The sequence below is a fragment of the Pantoea sp. S61 genome (genome assembly GCF_016625145.1).
In the GTDB taxonomy this organism is placed as follows: Bacteria; Pseudomonadota; Gammaproteobacteria; order Enterobacterales; family Enterobacteriaceae; genus Pantoea; species Pantoea rwandensis_B.
In genome coordinates this window covers 18577-41246 of record NZ_JACVUO010000004.1, presented here as the reverse complement: position 1 = coordinate 41246, position 22670 = coordinate 18577, and the positions used below count along the sequence as shown (strand labels likewise).

Annotated in this window: 23 protein-coding genes; 8 read left to right on the top strand and 15 right to left on the bottom strand. The window is 55.3% G+C overall.

Annotation, left to right across the window (positions count from 1 at the left end):
• The first annotated feature begins 3 nt into the window (after nucleotides 1-3).
• Entirely contained in the window at nucleotides 4-1074 is a 1071-nt protein-coding gene (locus IAE30_RS10415; RefSeq protein WP_200679528.1) for a sugar ABC transporter substrate-binding protein, read from the top strand.
• Between the two features lie 175 nt (nucleotides 1075-1249).
• On the opposite strand, the gene dinB is transcribed toward IAE30_RS10415, so the two are convergent.
• Nucleotides 1250-2305, bottom strand: a complete 1056-nt coding sequence (dinB, locus tag IAE30_RS10410) for a DNA polymerase IV (RefSeq protein WP_200679526.1) — start codon at nucleotides 2303-2305, stop codon at nucleotides 1250-1252.
• A gap of 243 nt (nucleotides 2306-2548) precedes the next feature.
• On the opposite strand from dinB, the gene dpaA reads away from it, so the two are divergent.
• Nucleotides 2549-3292: a peptidoglycan meso-diaminopimelic acid protein amidase gene (gene dpaA / locus IAE30_RS10405; RefSeq protein WP_058961547.1), complete on the top strand. Its 744-nt coding sequence runs from the start codon at nucleotides 2549-2551 to the stop codon at nucleotides 3290-3292.
• Here dpaA and IAE30_RS10400 read toward each other — a convergent pair.
• Both IAE30_RS10400 and lpcA read right to left on the bottom strand, forming a co-directional pair.
• Complete coding sequence (locus IAE30_RS10400) at nucleotides 3263-4030, bottom strand: class II glutamine amidotransferase (protein WP_038648781.1); 768 nt, start codon at nucleotides 4028-4030, stop codon at nucleotides 3263-3265. The genes dpaA and IAE30_RS10400 overlap by 30 nt on opposite strands.
• A 49-nt stretch (nucleotides 4031-4079) precedes the next feature.
• Nucleotides 4080-4658, bottom strand: coding sequence for a D-sedoheptulose 7-phosphate isomerase (gene lpcA, locus IAE30_RS10395; protein WP_034825351.1), 579 nt, complete (start codon nucleotides 4656-4658; stop codon nucleotides 4080-4082).
• A gap of 243 nt (nucleotides 4659-4901) precedes the next feature.
• Between lpcA and fadE the strand changes: the two genes are divergently transcribed.
• Nucleotides 4902-7346 carry an acyl-CoA dehydrogenase FadE gene (gene fadE / locus IAE30_RS10390; protein ID WP_038648783.1) on the top strand — a complete coding sequence of 815 codons (2445 nt, stop codon included), beginning with the start codon at nucleotides 4902-4904 and terminating at the stop codon, nucleotides 7344-7346.
• A 124-nt stretch (nucleotides 7347-7470) separates the two neighbouring features.
• On the opposite strand, the gene mtnK is transcribed toward fadE, so the two are convergent.
• A complete protein-coding gene (gene mtnK / locus IAE30_RS10385) occupies nucleotides 7471-8670 on the bottom strand; it encodes an S-methyl-5-thioribose kinase (RefSeq protein WP_200679518.1) in 1200 nt (399 codons plus the stop codon).
• A gap of 105 nt (nucleotides 8671-8775) precedes the next feature.
• On the opposite strand from mtnK, the gene mtnA reads away from it, so the two are divergent.
• The gene (gene mtnA / locus IAE30_RS10380) at nucleotides 8776-9795 is read left to right on the top strand and encodes an S-methyl-5-thioribose-1-phosphate isomerase (RefSeq protein ID WP_200679517.1); all 1020 of its coding nucleotides are present in this window, start codon (nucleotides 8776-8778) and stop codon (nucleotides 9793-9795) included.
• Between the two features lie 168 nt (nucleotides 9796-9963).
• Here the strand turns inward: mtnA and IAE30_RS10375 are convergent, their stop codons facing one another.
• From IAE30_RS10375 to IAE30_RS10365, 3 genes are read right to left on the bottom strand one after another with little or no spacing between them, the layout of a single operon-like run.
• Entirely contained in the window at nucleotides 9964-10506 is a 543-nt protein-coding gene (locus tag IAE30_RS10375; protein ID WP_038648791.1) for an acireductone dioxygenase, read from the bottom strand.
• Nucleotide 10507: 1 nt separating this feature from the next.
• The gene (gene mtnC, locus IAE30_RS10370; RefSeq protein ID WP_038648794.1) at nucleotides 10508-11191 is read right to left on the bottom strand and encodes an acireductone synthase; all 684 of its coding nucleotides are present in this window, start codon (nucleotides 11189-11191) and stop codon (nucleotides 10508-10510) included.
• A complete protein-coding gene (locus IAE30_RS10365) occupies nucleotides 11188-11802 on the bottom strand; it encodes a methylthioribulose 1-phosphate dehydratase (protein WP_034825370.1) in 615 nt (204 codons plus the stop codon). The genes mtnC and IAE30_RS10365 overlap by 4 nt, the downstream gene beginning before the upstream one ends.
• Nucleotides 11803-11933: 131 nt before the next feature.
• Between IAE30_RS10365 and IAE30_RS10360 the strand changes: the two genes are divergently transcribed.
• The 4 genes from IAE30_RS10360 (at nucleotide 11934) to IAE30_RS10345 (ending at nucleotide 14694) form a co-directional block, all read left to right on the top strand.
• A complete protein-coding gene (locus IAE30_RS10360; RefSeq protein WP_200679514.1) occupies nucleotides 11934-13094 on the top strand; it encodes a pyridoxal phosphate-dependent aminotransferase in 1161 nt (386 codons plus the stop codon).
• Nucleotides 13082-13852, top strand: a complete 771-nt coding sequence (locus tag IAE30_RS10355) for an amidohydrolase (RefSeq protein ID WP_038648801.1) — start codon at nucleotides 13082-13084, stop codon at nucleotides 13850-13852. The genes IAE30_RS10360 and IAE30_RS10355 overlap by 13 nt, the downstream gene beginning before the upstream one ends.
• Before the next feature lie 117 nt (nucleotides 13853-13969).
• Nucleotides 13970-14281: a type II toxin-antitoxin system HigB family toxin gene (locus tag IAE30_RS10350; RefSeq protein ID WP_200679756.1), complete on the top strand. Its 312-nt coding sequence runs from the start codon at nucleotides 13970-13972 to the stop codon at nucleotides 14279-14281.
• On the top strand, nucleotides 14278-14694 hold the full coding sequence (locus tag IAE30_RS10345; RefSeq protein ID WP_045833868.1) for a type II toxin-antitoxin system HigA family antitoxin: 417 nt from the start codon (nucleotides 14278-14280) through the stop codon (nucleotides 14692-14694). Before IAE30_RS10350 ends, IAE30_RS10345 begins: the two co-directional genes overlap by 4 nt.
• 43 nt (nucleotides 14695-14737) lie before the next feature.
• On the opposite strand, the gene katG is transcribed toward IAE30_RS10345, so the two are convergent.
• The 8 genes from katG to IAE30_RS10305 all read right to left on the bottom strand — a co-directional run bounded on the left by katG (nucleotide 14738) and on the right by IAE30_RS10305 (nucleotide 22669).
• The gene (katG, locus tag IAE30_RS10340; RefSeq protein WP_200679513.1) at nucleotides 14738-16936 is read right to left on the bottom strand and encodes a catalase/peroxidase HPI; all 2199 of its coding nucleotides are present in this window, start codon (nucleotides 16934-16936) and stop codon (nucleotides 14738-14740) included.
• A gap of 349 nt (nucleotides 16937-17285) precedes the next feature.
• A complete protein-coding gene (uraH, locus tag IAE30_RS10335; protein ID WP_097117562.1) occupies nucleotides 17286-17621 on the bottom strand; it encodes a hydroxyisourate hydrolase in 336 nt (111 codons plus the stop codon).
• Nucleotides 17618-18112, bottom strand: a complete 495-nt coding sequence (uraD, locus tag IAE30_RS10330) for a 2-oxo-4-hydroxy-4-carboxy-5-ureidoimidazoline decarboxylase (RefSeq protein ID WP_045813716.1) — start codon at nucleotides 18110-18112, stop codon at nucleotides 17618-17620. Before uraD ends, uraH begins: the two co-directional genes overlap by 4 nt.
• An 11-nt stretch (nucleotides 18113-18123) precedes the next feature.
• On the bottom strand, nucleotides 18124-19383 hold the full coding sequence (hpxK, locus tag IAE30_RS10325) for an allantoate amidohydrolase (RefSeq protein ID WP_200679509.1): 1260 nt from the start codon (nucleotides 19381-19383) through the stop codon (nucleotides 18124-18126).
• Entirely contained in the window at nucleotides 19380-20615 is a 1236-nt protein-coding gene (locus IAE30_RS10320; protein ID WP_045813714.1) for an alanine--glyoxylate aminotransferase family protein, read from the bottom strand. The genes hpxK and IAE30_RS10320 overlap by 4 nt, the downstream gene beginning before the upstream one ends.
• Nucleotides 20616-20635: 20 nt before the next feature.
• On the bottom strand, nucleotides 20636-21367 hold the full coding sequence (locus tag IAE30_RS10315) for an amino acid ABC transporter ATP-binding protein (protein WP_038648820.1): 732 nt from the start codon (nucleotides 21365-21367) through the stop codon (nucleotides 20636-20638).
• Entirely contained in the window at nucleotides 21348-22004 is a 657-nt protein-coding gene (locus IAE30_RS10310; protein ID WP_045813713.1) for an amino acid ABC transporter permease, read from the bottom strand. Before IAE30_RS10310 ends, IAE30_RS10315 begins: the two co-directional genes overlap by 20 nt.
• A complete protein-coding gene (locus IAE30_RS10305; RefSeq protein WP_038648825.1) occupies nucleotides 22001-22669 on the bottom strand; it encodes an amino acid ABC transporter permease in 669 nt (222 codons plus the stop codon). The genes IAE30_RS10310 and IAE30_RS10305 overlap by 4 nt, the downstream gene beginning before the upstream one ends.
• Nucleotide 22670: the final 1 nt, after the last annotated feature.

Genomic DNA, 22670 nt, shown 5'->3' with positions numbered 1-22670 from the left:
CTAATGAAAAAAATTACCCTTTCGCTGCTGGCATTAAGCCTGCTGAACGCCAGCGCTGCCTTTGCCGATACGGTTACCCCGGTCCCTGCTGCGATTGCGAATCACGAAGGTCCGGTGCGCATCGCCATCATCCGTAACCTGGGCTCAGACGATAACACCACGCAGTTTATTGCCGGTGCCATTCAGCAAGGTCGTCAACTGGGCTTTAAAGTCAGTACTTTCCTGAGTAATGGCGATGATGCGCGTTTCCAGGACTTCGTTAATCAGGCGATCAGCCAGAAATACGATGGCATCATTCTCTCTCACGGCAAAGAACCCTACTCCACCGCGCTGGTGCAACACATTGTCGATGCGGGTATCAAACTGTCCGTCTTTGATACCCCGGTGAATACGCCGATCAATGTCGTGACCGTCACTGCGCAAGATGATGCCTCACTGGCGCAGGCGTCACTGGGTCAGCTGATCAGTGATTTCCATGGTAAAGCCAACATCATCAAACTGTGGGTCGCAGGCTTCCCGCCGCAGGAACGTCGCCAGGTGGTGTATGAGAAACTACTGAAAGAGAATCCAGGCATTCATCAGCTGGAATCTATTGGCGCAGTCTCTACCGATGTACAGGGCGACACCGCCAACAAAGTGGGTGCGATCCTGGCAAAATATCCAAAAGGCAAAATAGATGCGATTTGGGCATCGTGGGACGCATTCAGTCAGGGTGCTTACAAAGCGCTGCAGGAGAATGGTCGTACTGAAATCAAAATCTACAGTATTGACGTATCCAACCAGGACTTGCAGTTGATGCATGAGAAGAACAGTCCATGGGTGCAGACGGTCGCCGTCGATCCAAAAACCATCGGTGCGGTCAATATGCGCTTAGTGGCCAATAAAATCGCGGGTGAAGCCACTCCGGCAAGCTACGAGTTTAAAGCGTCTTCCATTTCGCAGCAGTTGCTGAACAGCCAACCAGGGGCGATTAACGTGGCAACCCTGAACAAGATCATTCCGGGCTGGGGTGTGAACAACGATTTTGTTGCGCCGTGGTTTGCCACACTGGAAGCGAAGTACGCTAAGAAGTGATTTAGTGGCTGAATATGGCGGCGCTTAAGCCGGCATGCTGGTTAACTAAGACCATACTCAAGGAGAGCTGCCGTTTTAAATGGCAGCTTTTTTTATGCGTATCAGAAATGGCCTGTGCGGCGGTCGGGCTGACCTATCGCTGCTAACCAGCATCACGCTGATGAGATCGCCGTTTTTACCAACCCAACACCAACTGCCGCCCCAATTGCGGATCCACCAGCGTCACATGCAATCCCACCAACCGCACGCCGCGTCCGGCACGCCGTTCATCCCATGCCTGCCGCGCCACCGCGATCATGTCATCCTTGTTCAGTACCGGCCAGACATGCTCCTGCGTGGTCTGCTGGAAATCATTAAATTTGAGCTTCACCCCCTGACGCGCAATTTGCTTGTCTGGCCGGATATTTGTCAGGCGTCGATCCAGCTCAGCATAGAGATAGTCAATGATGGCCAGACACTGCTCCCAGCTGTGGATGTCTTCCATCAGCGTGCGTTCGACACCGAGCGATTTGCGTTCGCGCTCCACCACCACATCGCGCTCATCAATGCCGTTGCTGCGCTCCCAGAGCACGCGGCCGAATTTACCAAATCTCTTCAGCAGCAAGGCGAGATCGGCTCTCTGCACATCGGCGCAGGTTCGCAGTCCCATCTCTTCCAGTTTTTTGGTCGCCACTTTTCCTACGCCTGGAATTTTGCTCAACGGCAGCGTCAGTAAAAAATCCGGCATCACTTGCGGTGTAATGACGTATTGCCCGTTGGGCTTATTCAAATCGGAGGCGATCTTGGCGAGGAATTTGATCGGCGCAATGCCCGCCGAGGCGGTTAAACCGGTTTCGCGCAGGATATCGGCACGTATCGCCTGCGCCATTAGCGTCGCTGAGCCCTGACAATGCTCGCTATCGGTGACATCAAGATACGCTTCATCCAGTGATAAGGGCTCAATCAATGGGGTGTAGCGTGCGAAAATATCGCGGATCTGGCGTGACGCCTCTTTGTAGGCATCGAAGCGTCCAGGCAGTAATTTCAGATGCGGGCAGAGCTTGAGCGCCATTGCCGTCGGCATTGCGCTGCGCACGCCATATTTGCGCGCGGGATAGTTGGCGGTACTGATAACGCCACGCTGCACCCGGCTGCCGCCAATGGCGATTGGGATATCCGTTAATGAAGGATCGTCGCGCATTTCAACGGCCGCGAAAAAGCAGTCCATATCGACATGAATGATTTTGCGCATACGCCCTCCGAATACTGGATAAGTATACAGCAGCAAGAAACTTCGGCAATATTTGTTGAGCGACGAATTAAAGTTTACAAAATTCTGGTCGTAATCCCTTTAGGATTGCACCATTTTCTCGGAGACTGTCTTGATTAAACCTCAGACAATGTTAATGTTGCGCTGCGGTAGCGGATATTTCCGATAATGCAATACCAAGACGCTCAGCGTCATCGTCTCTCTTCACTTCAAGGTACACACAGAATGGGCAGAATCGCATTGTGGCTTGCGATGATTCTTATGCCAGTCCTTAGCTGGGCCATTTCGCCAGAGCCAACGCAACTGTCGGCACCGGTGAGCAAAGAGTTAAAGAAACAATTACTTGGCACCCCTGTTTTTATTCAGATCTTCAAGGAAGAGCGTACGCTGGAACTGTACGGCAAAATCGGTAATGAATATCGTCTGCTGGACAGCTATCGCATTTGTAATTTCTCTGGCGGTTTAGGGCCTAAGCGTCGTCAGGGCGATTTTAAAAGTCCGGAAGGGTTTTATAACGTTAAGCTGAACCAGTTAAAACCGGACAGCCGTTTCTACCGCGCGATTAATACCGGCTTCCCGAATCAATACGATCGTGATAAAGGCTATGACGGTAACTATTTGATGATTCACGGTGATTGCGTCTCAATTGGCTGCTACGCCATGACCAACGCATCAATGGATGAGATCTTTACCTACGTCAACGCTGCGCTGCGCAACGGTCAGCAGGATGTACAGATCAATATCTATCCGTTCCATATGACCGATAGCAACATGCAGCGTCATCGCTACTCAACGTACATCAACTTCTGGCGTGAACTGCAGCCAGGTTATGCGTACTTTGAGAAGTACCACATACCGCCAACGGTTAACGTGACGACGACGGGTCAATATGCGGTGAACAGCACGCCGGTGATTTCTACACCGGATGCTGCCTCGAAGTCATTCCTGGCGCTCACCCAGGCAAAATAATGCCCACTCGCCTGGCACTATCCGGTGCCAGGTTTCATTTCCTGTCAGCGGCTGTGTCGCAATCACCGTCACAACGTCCTTCGGCGTTGTTTGCTGCATAAAATCAATTTCTACATCCTGATCGAGCAACTTGGCTTTGCCAAATGGCGCACGCCGAGTGATCCAATACAGATTGGTCGAGCAGAACGCCATCAGATAACGACCGTCCGACAGCAGCATGTTAAACACGCCCTTCTCACGCATGTCAGCCGCCAGCTCAGCAATATAGCGAAATACCGCCGGCCAGTTGCCCGGAGTGCGCGGATAACGCTCAGACAGCTTATGCAGGATCCAGCAAAACGCTTTCTCACTGTCCGTTTCGCCAACGGGTCGGAAAGTCCCGGTCTCCAGCTGTTTGTAGCCTTTCAGCTGCCCGTTGTGCGCGTAGGTCCAGTTACGTCCCCACAGCTCGCGGGTAAACGGATGGGTGTTTTCCAGCGACACTTCACCACGATTCGCCTGGCGGATATGAGCGACCACGGAATGTGATTTGATCGGGTATTCCTGCACCAGGCGGGCGATCGGTGAGTTAAAGCTGGGCTGAGGATCTTTAAATGTGCGGCACCCTTTTCCTTCATAGAAAGTGATGCCCCAGCCATCTTTATGTGGCCCGGTTCCGCCGCCACGCTGCACCAGACCGGTAAAACTGAAACAGATGTCCGTGGGGACATTGGCGCTCATCCCGAGCAATTCGCACATAGCAACCGCCTTAAGTCAGCACTCCCGCGTGAGCAGGAGTGACGCGTCATTACTTAACCATCTCTTTTTCGATCAGCAGCATCAGGATATGAATCACTTTAATGTGAATCTCCTGAATGCGGTCAGCGTAGCCAAAATGCGGTACGCGAATTTCGATATCCGCTGTGCCTGCCATTTTGCCGCCATCTTTACCGGTCAGGGTAATCACTTTCATCCCTTTGGCGCGTGCCGCTTCGACCGCTTTGATGATGTTCGCCGAGTTGCCTGAAGTGGACAGGCCCAGCAGCACATCACCTTCACGGCCTACGGCTTCGATATAGCGCGAGAACACATGGTCATAACCAAAATCGTTGCTGACGCAGGAAAGGTGGCTTACATCAGAGATGGCAATCGCCGGGTAGCCAGGACGATTTTCACGGTAGCGCCCCGTCAGCTCTTCAGCAAAGTGCATCGCATCACAGTGAGAACCACCGTTGCCACAGGAAAGCACTTTGCCCCCTGCTTTAAAGCTGTCTGCCAGCAAGACTGCCGCGCGCTGAATCGCGTGAATGTTCGCTTCGTCACTCAGGAACTTATTAAGCGTATCGGCTGCTTCATTAAGTTCTGAGCGAATAATGTCCTGATACATAGGGATGTCCTTTAGAGGAAAGATTTACCCTGCAAGTTTAACGGAATGGGACAAAGCCGCAAAGCGCCTGCATCGGGGAAAAATGCTCAGGCTTTGCCGTTCCTGCTCTGTTGGTCTCCAGAGAGTGCGATTTTGTGAGTTCCGTTGTAATTGCGATGTAAACAGATTGCTAAAAAGCAGCCACTGCTCTAAACCTTAACCTATAACAGGTCAGACCTCTTACAACTTACGGAGCGGTTCATTATGTTGCTTGCCTCGATTGTCGCGACGCTGATTGTCATTAGCGCCCTCTTCTACCATCAAGTTTCGCTGCGGCTCAGCAGCGTAGTCCTGTTGCTATGGACTGCCGGGCTGGCTGCTGCAGGCCTGTGGACGCCGTGGCTGCTGCTGCCACTGGCGATTATCCTGCTGCCCTTCAACCTGCCTGCCATGCGTCGCAGTATGTTCTCCAAACCTGCGCTGCACAGCTTCCAGAAAGTGATGCCGCCGATGTCGCGTACGGAAAAGGAAGCGATTGATGCCGGTACGACCTGGTGGGAAGGCGATCTGTTTCGTGGCAAGCCAGACTGGCAGAAACTGCACAACTATCCGCAGCCACGTCTGACGGAAGAGGAACAAGCCTTCCTCGAGGGGCCGGTCGAAGAAGCCTGTCGTATGGCGAATGATTTCCAGATCACTCACGAACTGGCCGATCTTCCGCCGGAACTGTGGGCGTATCTCAAGCAGCATCGCTTCTTCGCCATGATCATTAAGAAAGAGTATGGCGGCCTCGAATTCTCTGCCTATGCTCAGGCGCGCGTCTTGCAAAAACTGGCGGGCGTTTCCGGTATCCTGGCGATCACCGTGGGTGTACCTAATTCACTCGGCCCAGGCGAGCTGTTGCAGCATTACGGCACCGATGAGCAGAAAGATCACTATTTACCGCGTCTGGCACGCGGCGATGAAATTCCGTGTTTCGCGCTGACCAGCCCGGAAGCGGGTTCTGACGCGGGTGCCATTCCGGATACTGGCGTGGTGTGCATGGGCGAATGGCAAGGTCAGCAGGTGCTGGGCATGCGCCTGACATGGAACAAGCGTTACATTACGCTGGCACCGATTGCTACCGTGCTCGGTCTGGCCTTTAAACTCTCCGATCCCGATCATCTGCTGGGTGAGACTGAAGAGCTGGGCATTACCTGTGCCCTGATCCCGACGCAAACGCCGGGCGTAGAGATTGGCCATCGCCACTTCCCGCTTAACGTGCCGTTCCAGAACGGTCCAACACGCGGTAAAGATATTTTCGTGCCGATCGATTTCATCATCGGTGGCCCGTCGATGGCCGGTCAGGGCTGGCGTATGCTGGTTGAATGCCTGTCAGTCGGTCGCGGCATCACCCTGCCTTCCAACTCAACAGGCAGCCTGAAGAGCATTGCGCTGGCAACCGGTGCTTATGCGCATATCCGTCGTCAGTTCAAAGTCTCTATCGGTAAAATGGAAGGGATCGAAGAACCGCTGGCACGCATTGCCGGTAACGCCTACGTGATGGATGCGGCGGCTACGCTTATCACCAGCGGCATTATGCTGGGTGAAAAACCGGCGGTGCTGTCCGCTATCGTGAAGTATCACTGCACCCACCGCGGCCAGCGCGCCATTATCGATGCGATGGATATCGCCGGCGGTAAAGGCATTATGCTGGGCGACAACAACTTCCTGGCGCGAGCTTATCAGGGCGCACCGATTGCGATTACCGTGGAAGGCGCCAATATCCTGACGCGCAGCATGATCATCTTTGGCCAGGGCGCGATTCGCTGCCATCCATGGGTGCTGGAAGAGATGAACGCGGCGGCTAAAAACGATCTGGTGGCCTTTGACCGTGCCTTGTTCAGCCATATTGGCCATGTCGGTAGCAACAAAGTGCGCAGCCTGTGGCTCGGTTTAACCGGCGGCCGCACCAGCGCGTCGCCAACTCGCGACGTGACCCGCCGCTACTATCAGCAGCTCAACCGTCTGAGCGCCAACCTGGCGCTGCTGTCAGATGTGTCGATGGCGGTGTTAGGCGGCAGCCTGAAACGTCGTGAACGTATCTCAGCACGTCTGGGGGATGTGCTGAGCCAGATGTACCTCGCCTCTGCTACCCTGAAACGCTTTGACGACGAAGGCCGCAATGAAGCCGATCTGCCGCTGGTGCACTGGGGCGTGCAGGATGCGCTGCATCAGGCTGAGGTGGCGATGGATGACCTGCTGCGTAACTTCCCTAATCGTCTGGTGGCAGGCGCACTGCGCATGGTGATTTTCGCCGGTGGCAAACACTGCCCGGCACCGTCTGACAAACTGGACCACAAGCTGGCGAAGCTGTTGCAGCTGCCATCAGCCACCCGTACTCGTCTGGGCCGTGGCATGTACCTGACGCCAAGCGAACACAATCCAGCCGGCCAACTGGAGCAGGCGCTGCAGGATGTGATGGCCGCAGAAGTGATTCATGAACGTCTTTGCCAGCAGCAGAAAAAACATCTGTCGTTTACCCGTCTTGATGCGCTGGCACAGCGTGCGTTGAAAGAGGGCTGGATTGATGAGAGTGAAGCCAAAGTACTGACGCGCGCTGAAGCCAGCCGTCTCAAAGCCATCAACGTCGATGAGTTTGTGCCGGAGGCACTGGCCTCACCGAAGCCGCAGGATAAAGGCGCCACGCGCGCCAGTGAAGCCGCGTAACACGAAAAAGCCTCCTGACGGAGGCTTTTTTGATGGGGTCAGCCGTAACTTATCCCGCATACACATAGCGGTTTCGCGGCCAAAGCGCACAGTGAATGGCGCGGTTATAAGATTGAAGCCTGACTTACCCCGCCTGACGAATGCGCGCAATCAGCGCGTCGACATCCGCAATATGATCTGCAGCGAGAATCAACGTACGGCCGAGCGTGATGCAACTGCGAATGCATTCTGTCCGCATGGTCTCATCGGCGATCTGTTTGAAGTCGGCCACGTGAGACATGCCCACGGTGCGACGAATCAGTTCCGTTCCGCAATAACCAATGGTGTCGCTCCATACTTTGCGCAGGAAGGCTTCCGCATAGCCCGGATACGCCAGCGCCACATCAGAAGTGTTGGCGTGTGCCAGTTCGAGGAAGCGAGTGGAGAACTGCGTCCAGACGTCATGCACATCGCTCAGACGACGCTCGCGCCCTTCTGCCGCTTCACGCGGGGCCAGCAGACCCGGCAGGCAGCAGTAGTTAATCAGCAGATTGCCAATCGCGCTGCCGACATCAAAGCCAATCGGACCGAAATAGCCAAACTCCGCATCGATCACCTTCAGGCTACCATCGGCCACGAAGATTGAGCCGCTGTGCACATCGCCGTGCAGCAGCGCTTCGGCATCCGCAAAGAAGCGGTGCTTCAGCCCGGCCACCGCGATTTTCAGCGCATCGTCAGTGCGCAGGCTGACCACCAGCGGCTCCAGTGCCGCCGGGTATTTATTACGCTCGTGATCGATAAAGGGATCGTTGAAGAACAGGTCTTCGGTGATTTCGCACATTTCCGGGTTGATGAAACGCGCGACTTCGGCCTTTTTCTTGTGCGGATGCAGGAAAAAATCAGAAGTATGGAACAGCGTCTGCGCCAGATATTCGCCCAGCTGACGCCCCGCTTCAGGGTAGTAAGCCCCTTTCACCAGCTCGCCGCGCCAGATGCGATGGCTGGAGAGATCTTCCATCACCATCACCGCCAGTTCGGCATCGTAATGGGTGACGTTAACCGTGTGCTCAGGGCAATGTTTATAGTGCTCAACCAGCGTCTGCGCTTCGAGGCGCGCGCGATCCAGCGTTAACGGCCAGGACTCACCCACGCAACGCACATAGGGCAGTGCCTGTTTCACCACCACGCGGCTCTGTCCTTGGTTATCGAAAATCTTGAACACCAGGTTGAGATTGCCATCGCCGATCTCTTCTGCGCTGACCAGCGCTGACGGATCGTCCACACCGCCAAATTTTTTAGCATATTCCACCGCATCAGCAGCGGTGAAGGTACGGTATTGCGACATTGCCTGTTCCTCGACATTCGATAGTAATAAGCCGTTTGGACGTCTATACATCCGTCACGCATGTTGGCACAATAGCCGCTATTAACGCAACAGGGATTTCACACCATGCAAACACTTCGTACCACCAGTCTTGAGGTCCGCGATAATCAACTGTGGATCCTTGACCAGCAAGCGCTGCCACAACAACAAAACTGGCTGCCTGCGCACACTGTGACGCAGTTGGTTGATCACATCCATGCGCTGCGCGTGCGCGGTGCCCCGCTGATTGGCCTTTCAGCCAGCTTGCTGCTGGCGCTGCTGGGCGAGCAAGGTGTCACCCGCGCGGCATTGGCGGAAGCGCTGGAGGTGTTGCGTGCTTCGCGCCCGACTGCCGTCAACCTGATGAACAATCTGGATCGTATGAAGATTGCGCTGGCGGAGAGCGATCACGTCAACGCCCTGAGCGCCGAAGCGCTGCGCCTGGTGGCAGAAGATAAGCAGCTGTGTGACAACATTGCCCGCGCCGGCAGCGCTCTGGTCAAGCCGGGCAGCCAGCTGCTGACGCACTGTAATACCGGCGGTCTCGCCACCGCAGGCGTGGGTACAGCACTGGGCGTGATTGCGCATGCCCATCAGCAAGGATTAGTGAAAAGCGTCTGGGTGGATGAGACGCGACCACTGCTGCAGGGCGGTCGTTTAACCGCGTGGGAACTGGGCGAGCTGCACATTCCCTACCAGCTGATCACCGATTCGATGGCTGCAAGTTTAATGGCGCGCGGCGTGGTCGATGCGATTTGGGTCGGCGCGGACCGCATTGCCGCTAACGGCGACGTGGCGAACAAAATCGGCACCTACAGCCTGGCGGTACTGGCGCACTATCACGGCATTCCGTTCTATGTGGCGGCGCCGCACACCACGCTGGATCGTCAATGCCCGAACGGCGATGCCATCCCGATTGAGCAGCGTGCCGCCAGCGAAGTCACCGGCGTATCCGGCAGTTTTAGTAGTGTGCAGTGGGCACCGGATAACGCGGTGGTCTTCAATCCGGCATTTGATGTCACCCCAGCTGCACTGATCAGCGGTTGGGTGTTGGATACCGGCGTCGTGACGCCAGAGCAGGTTCAGGAAGGGATTTTTCAGCCTTAAGGGTGCGCCAGATGGCGTATTCTGTGTTTACGGTGCGCCAGAATTGAAAAGGTCGCCATCAATGGCGACCTTACGAGGACGAGCCCTGGGTTGTCAGATGCACCCTGAAGCGTGACCTTTCAATGCCTTAATCCATTTTGTCGTGTGCAGGTTTACGCGCACAGCGCGTTATGCCAGACGGGGATAAGCATCCGCAATCTTGTCGCCGGTAAAGTTGGCGATCCAGCCTTCCTGATTATCGAAAATACGAATCGCGGTAAAGTGCGGTTCAGAGCCCATATCAAACCAGTGTGCCGTGCCTTCAGGTACTGAAATCAGATCATTCTTCTCGCACAGAATCTGGTAAACCTCATTGCCAATATGCAGGCAAAACAGACCAGACCCTTCGACGAAGAAACGCACTTCATCTTCGCTGTGCGTGTGTTCATTCAGGAATTTCTCGCGCAACACCTGCTTGTTAGGATTGTCAGCACGCATGCTCAGCACATCCCAACTCTGATAGCCTTTCTCTGCCACCAGACGGTCGATCGCGTGCTGATAGGCTTTAATCACCGTTTCCGCGTCAGGGTCGTTACCCAGATCGCGATCCGCTTCCCAACGCTCAAACCGAACGTTTTTGGCGTTCAGGCGCTCGCGAATCGCCTCGGCATCGGTACTGTGCCACAGTGGCTGGCTGGATTCGGTATCGCTAAAAATTGTCAGTGCACTCATGTTAAATCGACTCCGGATTAATCTGCGAAAAATCGTTTACCTGGTGATGGCGACTGGCGTTATCGGCCTCGCCACGAATTAACTGCAATGTGTGCCAGCCTGCTTGTGCCGCGGCATCCAGTTCCTGATGGATATCTGACAGGAACAGTAACGAAGACGGTGCCAGGCCAATGTGTTCGGCGATGTTGTGATACGACTGGGTTTCACGCTTGGCGCCCACCGCGGTATCAAAATAGCCGCTAAACAGCGAGGTTAAATCACCTTCATCGCTGTAGCCAAATAACAGTTTCTGCGCAGGCACCGATCCCGAGGAATAAACATACAGGGCAATCCCCTGTTGCTTCCAGCGTTCAAAAGCAGGCAGCACATCGGGATAAAGATGGCCGGTGAACTGACCTTCAACGTAACCCGCACGCCAGATCATCCCCTGCAGCGCTTTTAAACCGGGCGATTTGCGATCTTCATCGATAAAACCGATCAGCGTGGCGATGAGGTCATCCAACGATGCTTGTGGCGCCGCTGACTCTTCACGCACTGCGTTTAGCGCCGCAACCACCTTCTCATCCGTTTGGTTATCCCGCACGAAGGCTGCCAGATGCTGACGTGCATAAGGAAACAGGACATTGTGCACAAACTGAATATCACTGGTGGTGCCTTCAATATCAGTAACTATCGCGCGAATCATTGGGTCTCCAGCAGTCGACGTTGCAGTTCACATTCAAACAGGAATTCCAGCCCTTCCAGGTGGCGGCGCGCTTCGTTGACGTCTTTGCCCCAGCAGGTTAAGCCATGACCACGTAGCAGGAAGCCATACTGCAACGGCGTCTCGGCAGCAAACGCTTCAATGCGCTGCGCCAGTGCATCAATATCCTGGTCGTTATCAAACAGGGGAATCGCAACGGTATTGAGATGCGTCTCCTGGCCCGCGAGGGTTTTCTGCATCTCATAACCGCTCAGCAGTAATGCGCTTCCACGCTCCACGCGCGACAACACAGTGGAGTTCACCGTATGAGTATGCAGCACGGCACCCGCTTGCGGAAACAGACGATAAATTAAGGTATGCAGCCCGGTTTCCGCCGACGGTTTGCGCCCGGAAGGCACGCTGTTGGTGGCGATCTCAACCTGAATGAAGTCATCACGTGTCAGGCTACCTTTATCTTTACCCGATGCGCTCAGCAGGCAGTATTCCGCGTTCTGACGCACCGACATGTTTCCGCCGGTAGCGGGTGCCCAGCCTTTTGCGCCAATCCAGTGGCAGGCGGCCACTAAATGTTCCAGTGGGAGAAAATCCGTCATAGTGAAGGTGAGGCTCCGCTGATAGGTTTAGACGTCTAAGCGTCTCGATTGCCAAATATTAGCATCCTGTGTAGAGTGGCAGCAACACAGGGTTTCTCCGCATCGACATTCGCGCTTAAGGCCACTAAATAATGACGCAGCTCAACCTGACTCCCGAGAGCAAATTACCGGCACTCGGCACCACGATTTTCACGCAAATGAGCGCCCTTGCCGCGCAGTTCAACGCCATCAATTTATCACAGGGTTTTCCGGATTTTGACGGCCCGCAATATTTACAGGATCGTCTGGCCTATCATGTGAGCCAGGGCGCAAACCAATATGCGCCGATGATCGGTGTGTTACCCCTGCGTGAAGCGATTGCCGATAAAACCGCTGAGCTTTACGGTCACACGCCCGATGTTAACAACGATATTACCGTGACCGCGGGCGCGACCGAAGCGCTGTATGCCGCCATTACGGCGCTGGTGCGTCCGGGCGATGAAGTGATCTGCTTCGATCCCAGCTACGACAGTTACGCGCCTGCAGTTCAACTGGCCGGCGGCGTGCTGAAACGCATTGCATTGCAGCCACCGGGATTCCGCGTGGACTGGAGTGAATTCCGCAGCCTGCTGAGCGCGAAAACCCGTTTAGTGATTCTGAATACGCCGCACAACCCTTCTGCGACCGTGTGGCGTAAAAGCGATTATGCCGAGTTATGGCAGGCGATCGCTGAGCAGGAAATCTATGTGCTAAGCGATGAAGTCTACGAACACATCTGTTTTGATGCAGAGGGCCACGCCAGCGTGTTAGCGCATGCCGAGTTACGCCAGCGTGCCATTGCCGTCTCTTCGTTTGGCAAAACCTTCCATATGACCGGATGGAAAGTGGGCTACTGTGTTGCACCAGCAGCGATCAGCGCCGAAATCCGTAAAGTACATCAGTATCTGACTTTTTCGGTCAATACCCCGGCGCAGCTGGCGATTGCCGATATGCTGCGTCAGGAGCCAGAACACTATCGTGACCTGCCCGCCTTCTATCGCGAACGTCGCGATTGCCTGGTTGATGCATTGTCGTGTAGCCGCTTCAAGGTGATGCCGTGCGAAGGCACTTACTTTGTGCTGCTGGATTACAGCGCCATTTCCGATCTGGATGACGTCAGTTTCTGCCAGTGGCTGACCAAAGAAATTGGCGTGGCAGCCATTCCGCTGTCGGTATTCTGTGCCGATCCGTTCCCGCACAAGCTGATTCGCCTGTGCTTTGCCAAACAACCCGCGACACTTATCGCCGCTGCGGAGCGCTTATGTCAGCTTTAAAAATTACCGTTCTGCAGGAAACCCTGAGCTGGATGGATGGCGAAGCCAACCTGCATCACTTCGATGGCGTATTGAAAGGCATTGAAGGTCGCGATCTGATTCTGCTGCCTGAAATGTTCACCACGGGTTTTGCCATGGAAGCAGCAGAGAGTTCGCTACCACAGCAACAGGTCATTGAATGGCTGCACGGCCATGCGAAAACCAGTAATGCGCTGGTCGGTGGCAGCGCAGCCATCCAGACCGAAAAAGGTGCCGTGAACCGTTTTCTGCTGGTTGAGCCGAATGGCACTGTTCATCAGTATGACAAACGCCATCTGTTCCGCATGGCGAATGAGCATGAACACTATGTTGCAGGCGATACGCGAGAAGTGTTCACCTGGCGCGGCTGGCGTATTCTGCCGCAGATTTGTTACGACCTACGTTTCCCGGTGTTCTCACGCAATCACAATGATTACGATCTGGCGCTCTATGTTGCCAACTGGCCAGCACCACGTGCACTGCACTGGCAGTCTTTGCTGATGGCCCGTGCGATTGAAAATCAGGCGTATGTCGCCGGTTGTAACCGTGTCGGCAGCGACGGCAATAGCCATCAATACAGCGGAGACAGCCGGATTATTTCACCGCTCGGTGAGATACTCGCCGCTGGCGAACCTTTTGCCCGCGCCCGTCTAGATGCGGAGCTGTCACTGGACGATCTGCAAGCCTACCGCGATCGCTTCCCGGCATGGCGCGATGCCGATGGGTATACGTTGAAGTAAATGTCTTGCCGCGTCTCTCTGACGCGGCTTTATCACTCTATTTTATTTTGTTTCCACATTGGAAACACGACAACCTTCGGCTACAATGTTTCCATGTTGGAACATGTCGAGGGAATGATGCACGTTATTTCAAGGAAGATGTTTGCTGAAGCGGCATTACGCTTTCCCAATGATGCAGCAGCACTGGATGCCACTTATCGGACTCTACATGGCAGAGATTTTGCCGACCCTGAAGCACTTAAACACTTTTTTCCAAGCCTGGATCGAATGAAGTATCGGGTGAAATGGTGGGTGATCAATATTGGTGGCAACAATCTTAGGTTGATGTTTTTTGCCGACTTCATCGCTGGACGTATTTTCATTAAGCACATCAGTACTCATGCTGAATACGATAAATGGGTTAAGTTCTATCGGGAGAACAAAGAATGATCGCCGAAGCTATTCAGGCCTCAGATAACCTCATCAAAGCCGTCCCCCTGCTTGGCGGTAGTCAATCGAAAGCAGATTATGAGCAAGCGTTAGAGCTGGTTGAGTATTTGGTTGAGCATCAGCCTTCTCATCCATTGATTGATATGCTGGCAGATAAAGTCGCGAAATATGAAGAGCATGCGCCGGAGTTTGCAGCCTTCAATGCACGCGTTAAAACCCTGCCGGGCGGAATCGCGCTGCTGCGTGTATTGATGGATCAACACGATTTAAACCAATCATCATTCATTCAGGAAATTGGTCAGCGTTCTTATGTTAGCCGTATTTTGAGAGGTGAACGTAAGCTAACGGATAAGCATAAAGCGGCGCTGGCAAAACGTTTTAAACTACCCTTCGAAGCCTTTCGCGAAGATTAAATAGAAAAAGCCGCAACGTGTGAACGCTGCGGCTTGAGTTTGATTACAGCTCGAAGCGATCCAGATTCATCACCTTGGTCCAGGCTGCCACGAAGTCATTGACGAACTTCTGTTTGGCATCGCTGCTGGCATAGACTTCGGCCAGTGCACGCAGGATGGCGTTGGAACCAAACACCAGGTCGGCGCGCGTGGCGCTGTATTTCACTTCACCACTGGCACGATCGCGGCCTTCGAACAGTTCGGCGCTCTCATCGGTAGCGCGCCATGCGGTGCGCATATCCAGCAGATTGACGAAGAAGTCATTGCTCAGTACGCCGACACGATCGGTGAACACACCGTGCTGACTACCATCGAAGTTGGTGCCCAGCACGCGCAGACCACCCAGCAGCACGGTTAATTCCGGTGCGCTCAGCGTCAGTTGTTGTGCTTTATCCAGCAACAAGGTTTCGGTGGATGAGCCACCTGCGATGCGACGATAGTTACGGAAACCATCCGCCAGCGGTTGCAGCACATCGAACGACTCAACCTCAGTCTGGTCCTGACGCGCATCGACGCGGCCCGGAATAAACGGCACTTGTACCGCGACACCTGCCGCTGCGGCAGCCAGTTCAATGCCGACGCTGCCGGCCAGCACAATCACATCCGCCAATGACGCTTTACCTGACTCCTGCTGAATTTTCTGCAGAGTTGGCAGCACATCATGAATCACGCTGGCATTGACCGCCCAACCGTTTTGCGGTGCCAGTGCCAGACGTGCACCGTTGGCACCGCCACGTTTATCACCGCCACGGAAAGTCGAAGCAGATGCCCAGGCAGCAGAGACCAGTTGGCTGGCACTTAACCCTGAAGCGGCAATTTTTGCTTTCAGGTCAGTGATGTCATCAGCGCCTGGCTGATGTGTTGCCGCTGGCAACGGATCCTGCCAAATCAGATCTTCCTTCGGCACTTCAGGGCCGATGTAACGCGCTTTTGGCCCCATATCACGATGGGTCAGTTTGAACCAGGCACGGGCAAAAGCTTCATTGAACGCCTGCGGATCGTTGAGGAAACGGCGAGAGATCTTGCCGAACTCTTCGTCAAAACGCAGCGTCAGATCGGTCACCAGCATGGTGGGCTTACGCTTTTTCTCCGGATCGAACGGGTCTGGAATGATCGCTTCTGCATCCACCGCTTCAAACTGGATCGCACCCGCTGGGCTGTGTGTCTGCACCCATTCGTATTTGAACAGGTTCTCGAAGAAGTAGTTGCTCCACTGGGTAGGTGTCTGTGTCCATACCACTTCCAGGCCGGAAGTAATGGCATCCGCACCTGCGCCACTGCCGTAGCTGCTGCTCCAGCCGAGGCCCTGCGCTTCCAGAGGCGAGGCTTCTGGATCAACACCTACATGGCTGGCGGCAGCCGCACCGTGCGTTTTACCCAATGTATGACCACCGGCAATCAGCGCGACGATCTCTTCATCGTTCATGCCCATATTGCCAAAGGTGGCACGAATGGCTGGCGCAGCTGATTTTGGATCGCCGCTGGCTTCCGGGCCTTCCGGGTTGACGTAAATCAGACCCATTTCGGTGGCACCCACCGGCGCATTGGCAAGACTTTCTGGGTGGCGATGCGCCAGCCATTCAGTTTCGTTACCCCAATCCACATCCATATCCGGTTCCCACACATCTTCACGTCCGGCACCAAAGCCGAAGGTGCGGAAACCGGCGTTCTCCAGCGATACGTTGCCCGCCAGAATGTAGAGATCGGCCCAGGAAATTTTCTGCCCGTACTTCTGCTTCACCGGCCACAGCAGGCGACGCGCTTTATCGAGGCTGACGTTATCCGGCCAGGAGTTCAGCGGTGCGAAACGCTGCTGACCACGGCCGGAACCGCCACGACCATCCACGGTGCGGTAAGTACCGGCACTGTGCCACGCCATGCGAATGAACAGCCCAATATAGCTGCCCCAGTCGGCTGGCCACCAGGATTGAGAGTCGGTCAGAATAGCGCGGATATCCGCTTTTAATGCCGGGTAATCCAGCTTGCTGAACTCGTCGCGGTAGTTGAAGTTTTCACTGAGGGGATTGGAACGGCTGGAGTGCTGGTTTAACAGGTCGACACGTAACATATTTGGCCACCAGTCGCGGTTGGTTGTTCCGCTCCCCGCGCCACGTGCCAGTACGCTTTTTTCTTCAGACGCCCCGTGATGAAAGGGGCACTTACCTGACGCTGCTGCATTATCGTTATTGTCGTGCGTGCTCATTTTTCGGCTCCGTTTGCTTCACATTGTCCGGTAAAGATAACCGTACCTTGTGAAAGAATATATTTGGATGAACCGAAGGTTTTGATAGTTACTGTCTTTCAAGCGCAGCGTGTGACAAGGCGCACAGAAAGTAGGGACTTATCGCCAATCGCGCATAATTTCGTCACTAAGACAGGTGTCATTCGCGGCCAGCTACGCATAAATGCGTCATTAAAACAGGTGTCGTTTACAGACGGGTGTGCATGAATGCGTCATTAAACCGGTATCGTTTACAGCAGGTGTACCAAAATGCGCGCCCTGCAGTCATTGGAGTGTTGCAGGGCCGCCATTTAGGGTGGCCGTGACTAAATTAGCTGCCGCGATAGGTTGACCACGACCACGGTGAGATCAGGAACGGCAGATGATAATGGCTGCCCGCTGAACCTATCACAAAATCAATCTGTGCACTGACGTACAGCGCATCGCGTCCGTCAGCAGCGAAATAGTCACCGATCTCTGCGGTCAATCGATAATGGCCTGGCGCTAACGGCTCAGGCGTTAAATCCTTGATACGGCCATCGCTGTCGGTTTCACCCTCCGCGATCGGCAACCAGCCTTCCGGGCTGTTCTGCTCCAGAGATATGGCCACGCCGATGGCGGGTTTACCCAGCGCGGTATCCAGAATGTGAGTGGTAATGGTGCTCATATAATGCTCTCCTTAAGCCGTAACAGGGTGATTTCACGCAGTTGCGTCAGCGCTTCCTGCTGCTCTGTCTCTGCATCATTGTTGAGCCTGCGCTGCAATTCCGCCAGCATCTCCTCGCCACTGCGTCCTTTGGCGCGAATCAAAAACACCCGGCTGAAGCGCTGTTCATAGGATTGATTGCCCGCCAGCATGGCAAATTGCAGCGCGCCATCGGCCTGCTGCATCGCCGACTGCTCATTGCGTGACAATACTGCCTCTTTGCCCGCGCCCGCGGCTTTTTCACCAATACGTGGGTGCGCGCGTAATGCCTGTTCCAGTTCGGCACCTTGCCAGCGCTTTGCCAGCGTTTCAGCGGTCTTATAGAGCGCTGAAACATCGGCGAAAGGCCGTGCGGCCACCAGCGCCTGCTGCCAGTCAGGAATCGCCACGCAGTGGGCTATCGCTGTGTGTGCCTCATTGGGCGTGGCATCGTTAAACACCGCTAACTCCATGCAACGGCTCCTTAAGCCTGTGCCAGATCGTTGACCGCTTGCAGATAAGCCTGCACGCCTAGCGCCACATCCGCTACCTGCACGGACTCGGCTGGATGATGGCTAATACCGCGATGGTTGCGCACGAACAGCATACCCACAGGCCAGCGATCGGCGATCGCAATCGCGTCGTGCCCTGCGCCGCTTGGCAAAGAAACGCTACGGCCCTGCACTGTTTCCACCGCGTGGCTTAGCGCCTGTTGCAAACGTCCATCGCAGGCGGTTGCCGCAATACGGTAATACTCGCTGGCGGTAAAAGTCAGTCCACGCCGCAAGGCAATCGCTTCGGCTTGTGTCAGCAGCGCGGACAACAGGCGCTCCAGCGGCTCATCCTGCGGCCCACGCACATCCAGTGAAAACTGCACTTCACCGGGGATAACATTCACTGCGCCCGGCAAACAGCTCAGGGTGCCGACCGTGGCCACCAGTTGGGGATCTTGCTCGGCGGTGGTGTGCTCAACAAACACCATCCACTCGGCGGCGGCGGCCAGTGCGTCTTTACGATGGGTCATCGGCACCGTGCCAGCGTGGCCCGCTTCACCGATAAAGCGGCAATTCAAACGACGCGCGCCGTTAATAGCGGTCACCACGCCAAGCGCCAGATCTTCCTGTTCCAGACACGGCCCTTGTTCAATGTGCAGCTCGAGGTAAGCCGCAATGTCGTTAACGTCGCGTGCCGCCTGCAAAATGTTGGCAGCGTCCAGACCGAGATCCTGCATCGCTTCCGCCACAGTTATACCGTTTCCATCCAGATGCGTTACCCAACTCTCGGGCCATGTGCCGGTAATACCCCGGCTGCCCAACAGCGTGATGCCAAAGCGTGTGCCCTCTTCATCGCCGAACCCGACAATCTCAATCGCCAGCGGTAGGCGCAGCTGACGATCGTGCAGCCACTGTACGGTTTCAATGGCACTCAGCACACCCAGCATGCCGTCATAGCGCCCGGCATTGCGCACCGTGTCCAGATGAGAGCCCAGCAGCAGCGCCTGCGCGCCGGGTTCAGCAGACTCATAACGACCGCAGATATTGCCCACCGCATCTTGCCAGGTGATCATGCCGGCCGCCTGCATCCATTCTGCCACGCGGGCGTTGGCGCGGACCTGTTCAGGCGAGAGATAGACACGCGTCAGGCCATCCTCACTTTCACTGATTTCAGCCAGGGCATCGCAGCGTGCCATGACGCGGGCAGCGGCGGACTGCGCCTCGCTGGCGGTCATCAGGCTGTTGCTCATGCGTGGCTCCCGTAATGATCCCACGCCGCCTGCATGGCCGCGCCTTGTGTCGAACGGTAACCCACATGGTTCAATACCGCTTCCAGCGCGCTCAGGGTTTGCATCACGCAATCTTTGCGCGCGTTGTAGCCCATGGTGCCGATGCGCCACACTTTGCCGTGCAGCGGGCCAAACGAGGTGCCGATCTCAATACCAAAATCTTCCAACACCAATTTGCGCACCTGATCGCCATTCACGCCCTGCGGGATCACCACACCGAGGACGTTGTTCATCTTGTGTTTCAGGTCACCAAAGGTTTCGAGGCCCATGCCCTGAATACCTTTCAGCATCGCCTCGCCATGCAACTTATGACGTGCAATGCCTTTATCCAGCCCTTCCTGCATCATCAAACGCGCGCACTCACGTGCACCAAACAGCGCGGTGGTGGCTTCGGTATGGTGGTTCAGACGCTCCGGCCCCCAGTAATCCATGATCATGCCGAGATCGAAATAGTTGGAGTAGATCATCTCCTCATCGCCATCCTGATGATCCGCGGTACGGATGCCCTCTTCCACACACTTACGTTTGCGGATCACCGCTTCCATCTGTGGGCTGAGGGTGATCGGCGAAGTGCCCGACGGGCCGCCAAGGCACTTCTGCATACCGGCAGAGACCGCATCCAGCCCCCAGGCATCAGTTTCCAGCGCGTTACCGCCCAGTGAAGCGGTGGCATCGGTATAGAACAGCACGCCATATTTCTGGCAGATGGCACCGAGTTGTTCCAGCGGTTGCAGCATGGTGGTGGAGGTATCGCCCTGCACCGTTAGCAGCAGGCGTGGCTGCACCTTTTTGATCGCGTCTTCAATTTGGTCAGGGGTGAATACTTCGCCCCACGGCACTTCAATAGTGTGCACTTCGGCGCGGCAGCGGCGGGCAATCTCACACAGCAGATGGCCAAAGCGGCCAAACACCGGCACCAGCACTTTGTCGCCCGGACGGATAGCCGAGAGCAGAATCGCTTCGATACCGGCGCGCGAGGTGCCGTCAATCAACATGGTCCAGCGGTTTTCGGTACGAAATACACCACGGTACAGCGCCATCACTTCATTCATGTAGTGCGTCATCGCCGGATCGTACTGACCCAGCAACTGGCTCGACATGGCGCGCAGGACACGCGGATCGGCGTTGATAGGACCAGGCCCCATCAGCAGGCGTTGTGGTGGATTAATTTGCGAAAACTGACTGATATCCATGTGCTATTCCTTTTGAAGACTTAAAGACGGACGGTGGAGATAAACTGTTTAAGCTCGGCGGTCTGCGGATTGGCAAACAGCGTTTTGCTGTCGCCCTGCTCCCAGACGCGGCCCTGATGCATAAACACCACGCGATCGCCCACATCACGGGCGAAGTTCATTTCATGGGTAACGAGGATCAAGGTCATGCCTTCGGCAGCTAGCTGTTCCAGCACCTTCAGCACTTCGCCCACCAGTTCAGGATCGAGCGCTGAGGTGATCTCGTCACAGAGTAATACTTTCGGCTGCATCGCCAGCGCACGGGCAATCGCCACGCGCTGTTGTTGTCCACCGGATAAATTGGCCGGGTAGTAGTTAATGCGTTCGCCAAGGCCGACTTTCTCCAGCATCTGCGTCGCCAGCTCGCGGCATTCAGTTTCGCTTTTCTTCAGTACCCGGCGCGGCGCCAGCATCACGTTTTCCAGCGCGGTCATGTGCGGGAACAGGTTGAAGTTCTGGAACACCATGCCCACCGAGCGGCTGATTTCACGCGCCTGTGATTCACGGTCGGTGATCGTCATACCGCCGAGTTTGATGCTGCCTTCCTGGTAGCCTTCCAGTCCGTTCATGCAGCGCAGCAAGGTACTTTTTCCCGAGCCGCTGCGGCCGATGATCGAAATCACCTCGCCGTTGTCGATATCCAGATCGACACCTTTCAGAACGTGGTTGTCGCCGTAGTACTTCTGGACCTGATTAATGGTGATGAGCGGCATTGAATTTTTTCTCCAGGTACTGGCTGTAACGCGACAGCGGATAACACATCAGGAAGTAACCCAGCGCCACCAGGCCAAATACCTTAAAGGGCTGATACGTCACATTGTTCAAAATAGTGCCGGCTTTAGTCAGCTCGACGAAACCGATAATCGATGCCAGCGCGGTGCCTTTGATCACCTGAACGGCAAAGCCCACGGTCGGCGCGATGGCGATGCGAATCGCCTGTGGTGCCACCACGCGAAACAGCGTTTGACCAAAACTCAGGCCGAGGCAGCGCGATGCTTCCCACTGGCCTTTTGGCAGCGCACGAATACTGCCGTGCCAGATATCCACCAAAAATGCGCTGGTGTAGAAGGTCAATGCCAGCGAAGCAGCGGTCCAGGGCGCCACATCAATGCCAAACAGCCCGACGCCAAAGAAGGCGAGGAACAACTGCATTAACAACGGCGTGCCTTGAAACAGTTCGGTGTAGCAGCGAATCAAGCGCGTCAGCCAGGGGCGTTTTAGCAGACGCAAAAACAGCAATGGCAAGGTCACCAGCGTGCCGCCAAAGAAGGCCACCAGCGACAGTAAAATCGTCCAGCGCGCCGCCAGCAGCAGGTTGCGCAGGATGTCCCAGTCAGTAAAGGTTGTCATGCGGGCTGCGCTCCAAACCATTTACGCCCCAGCGCCAGCAGCAGCTGTCGCATGGCAATCGACAACGCCAGATAGATCAGCGTGGTCACCAGATAGACTTCAAAACTCAAGAAAGTACGCGACTGAATCAGGTTGGCGGCGAAGGTCAGCTCTTCGTACGACACCTGCGACACCACCGATGAACCCAGCATCACAATGATGCACTGGCTGACCAGCGCCGGATAAATTCGTTGCAGCGACGGCGGCAGTACCACGCGGATAAAGGTCTGCGTGCGGGTCAACCCCAGCACACGGCCCGCTTCCCACTGCCCTTTCGGCGTCACCTGAATCCCGGCACGGATAATTTCAGTGCTATACGCGCCAAGGTTAATCAACATCGCCAGCAGCGCTGCTTCGCCCGCCGTCAGTTTCAGACCAAGATTGGGCAAACCAAAGACGATAAAAAACAGCTGTACCACGAATGGCGTGTTACGGATCAGCTCGACATAAACGCCCCAGATGCGACTCGCCCAGCTCGGTTTGCCACTGCGCAGCGCCGCGCCGAGAATCCCCAGACTCACCCCGCCCACCGTGGCGAGAACCGTTATCTGAATCGTGACCCACAGCCCTGCCAGTAACTCTGGCCAGTGCGGCCAGAGATCTGCAAAATTGAGTTGCCCAATCATT

Coding starts and splice junctions, on each gene's coding strand:
- IAE30_RS10415 (WP_200679528.1), top strand. CDS start 4: ATGAAAAAAATTACCCTTTCGCTGCTGGCATTAAGCCTGCTGAACGCC.
- dinB (WP_200679526.1), bottom strand. CDS start 2,305: ATGCGCAAAATCATTCATGTCGATATGGACTGCTTTTTCGCGGCCGTT.
- dpaA (WP_058961547.1), top strand. CDS start 2,549: ATGGGCAGAATCGCATTGTGGCTTGCGATGATTCTTATGCCAGTCCTT.
- IAE30_RS10400 (WP_038648781.1), bottom strand. CDS start 4,030: ATGTGCGAATTGCTCGGGATGAGCGCCAATGTCCCCACGGACATCTGT.
- lpcA (WP_034825351.1), bottom strand. CDS start 4,658: ATGTATCAGGACATTATTCGCTCAGAACTTAATGAAGCAGCCGATACG.
- fadE (WP_038648783.1), top strand. CDS start 4,902: ATGTTGCTTGCCTCGATTGTCGCGACGCTGATTGTCATTAGCGCCCTC.
- mtnK (WP_200679518.1), bottom strand. CDS start 8,670: ATGTCGCAATACCGTACCTTCACCGCTGCTGATGCGGTGGAATATGCT.
- mtnA (WP_200679517.1), top strand. CDS start 8,776: ATGCAAACACTTCGTACCACCAGTCTTGAGGTCCGCGATAATCAACTG.
- IAE30_RS10375 (WP_038648791.1), bottom strand. CDS start 10,506: ATGAGTGCACTGACAATTTTTAGCGATACCGAATCCAGCCAGCCACTG.
- mtnC (WP_038648794.1), bottom strand. CDS start 11,191: ATGATTCGCGCGATAGTTACTGATATTGAAGGCACCACCAGTGATATT.
- IAE30_RS10365 (WP_034825370.1), bottom strand. CDS start 11,802: ATGACGGATTTTCTCCCACTGGAACATTTAGTGGCCGCCTGCCACTGG.
- IAE30_RS10360 (WP_200679514.1), top strand. CDS start 11,934: ATGACGCAGCTCAACCTGACTCCCGAGAGCAAATTACCGGCACTCGGC.
- IAE30_RS10355 (WP_038648801.1), top strand. CDS start 13,082: ATGTCAGCTTTAAAAATTACCGTTCTGCAGGAAACCCTGAGCTGGATG.
- IAE30_RS10350 (WP_200679756.1), top strand. CDS start 13,970: ATGCACGTTATTTCAAGGAAGATGTTTGCTGAAGCGGCATTACGCTTT.
- IAE30_RS10345 (WP_045833868.1), top strand. CDS start 14,278: ATGATCGCCGAAGCTATTCAGGCCTCAGATAACCTCATCAAAGCCGTC.
- katG (WP_200679513.1), bottom strand. CDS start 16,936: ATGAGCACGCACGACAATAACGATAATGCAGCAGCGTCAGGTAAGTGC.
- uraH (WP_097117562.1), bottom strand. CDS start 17,621: ATGAGCACCATTACCACTCACATTCTGGATACCGCGCTGGGTAAACCC.
- uraD (WP_045813716.1), bottom strand. CDS start 18,112: ATGGAGTTAGCGGTGTTTAACGATGCCACGCCCAATGAGGCACACACA.
- hpxK (WP_200679509.1), bottom strand. CDS start 19,383: ATGAGCAACAGCCTGATGACCGCCAGCGAGGCGCAGTCCGCCGCTGCC.
- IAE30_RS10320 (WP_045813714.1), bottom strand. CDS start 20,615: ATGGATATCAGTCAGTTTTCGCAAATTAATCCACCACAACGCCTGCTG.
- IAE30_RS10315 (WP_038648820.1), bottom strand. CDS start 21,367: ATGCCGCTCATCACCATTAATCAGGTCCAGAAGTACTACGGCGACAAC.
- IAE30_RS10310 (WP_045813713.1), bottom strand. CDS start 22,004: ATGACAACCTTTACTGACTGGGACATCCTGCGCAACCTGCTGCTGGCG.
- IAE30_RS10305 (WP_038648825.1), bottom strand. CDS start 22,669: ATGATTGGGCAACTCAATTTTGCAGATCTCTGGCCGCACTGGCCAGAG.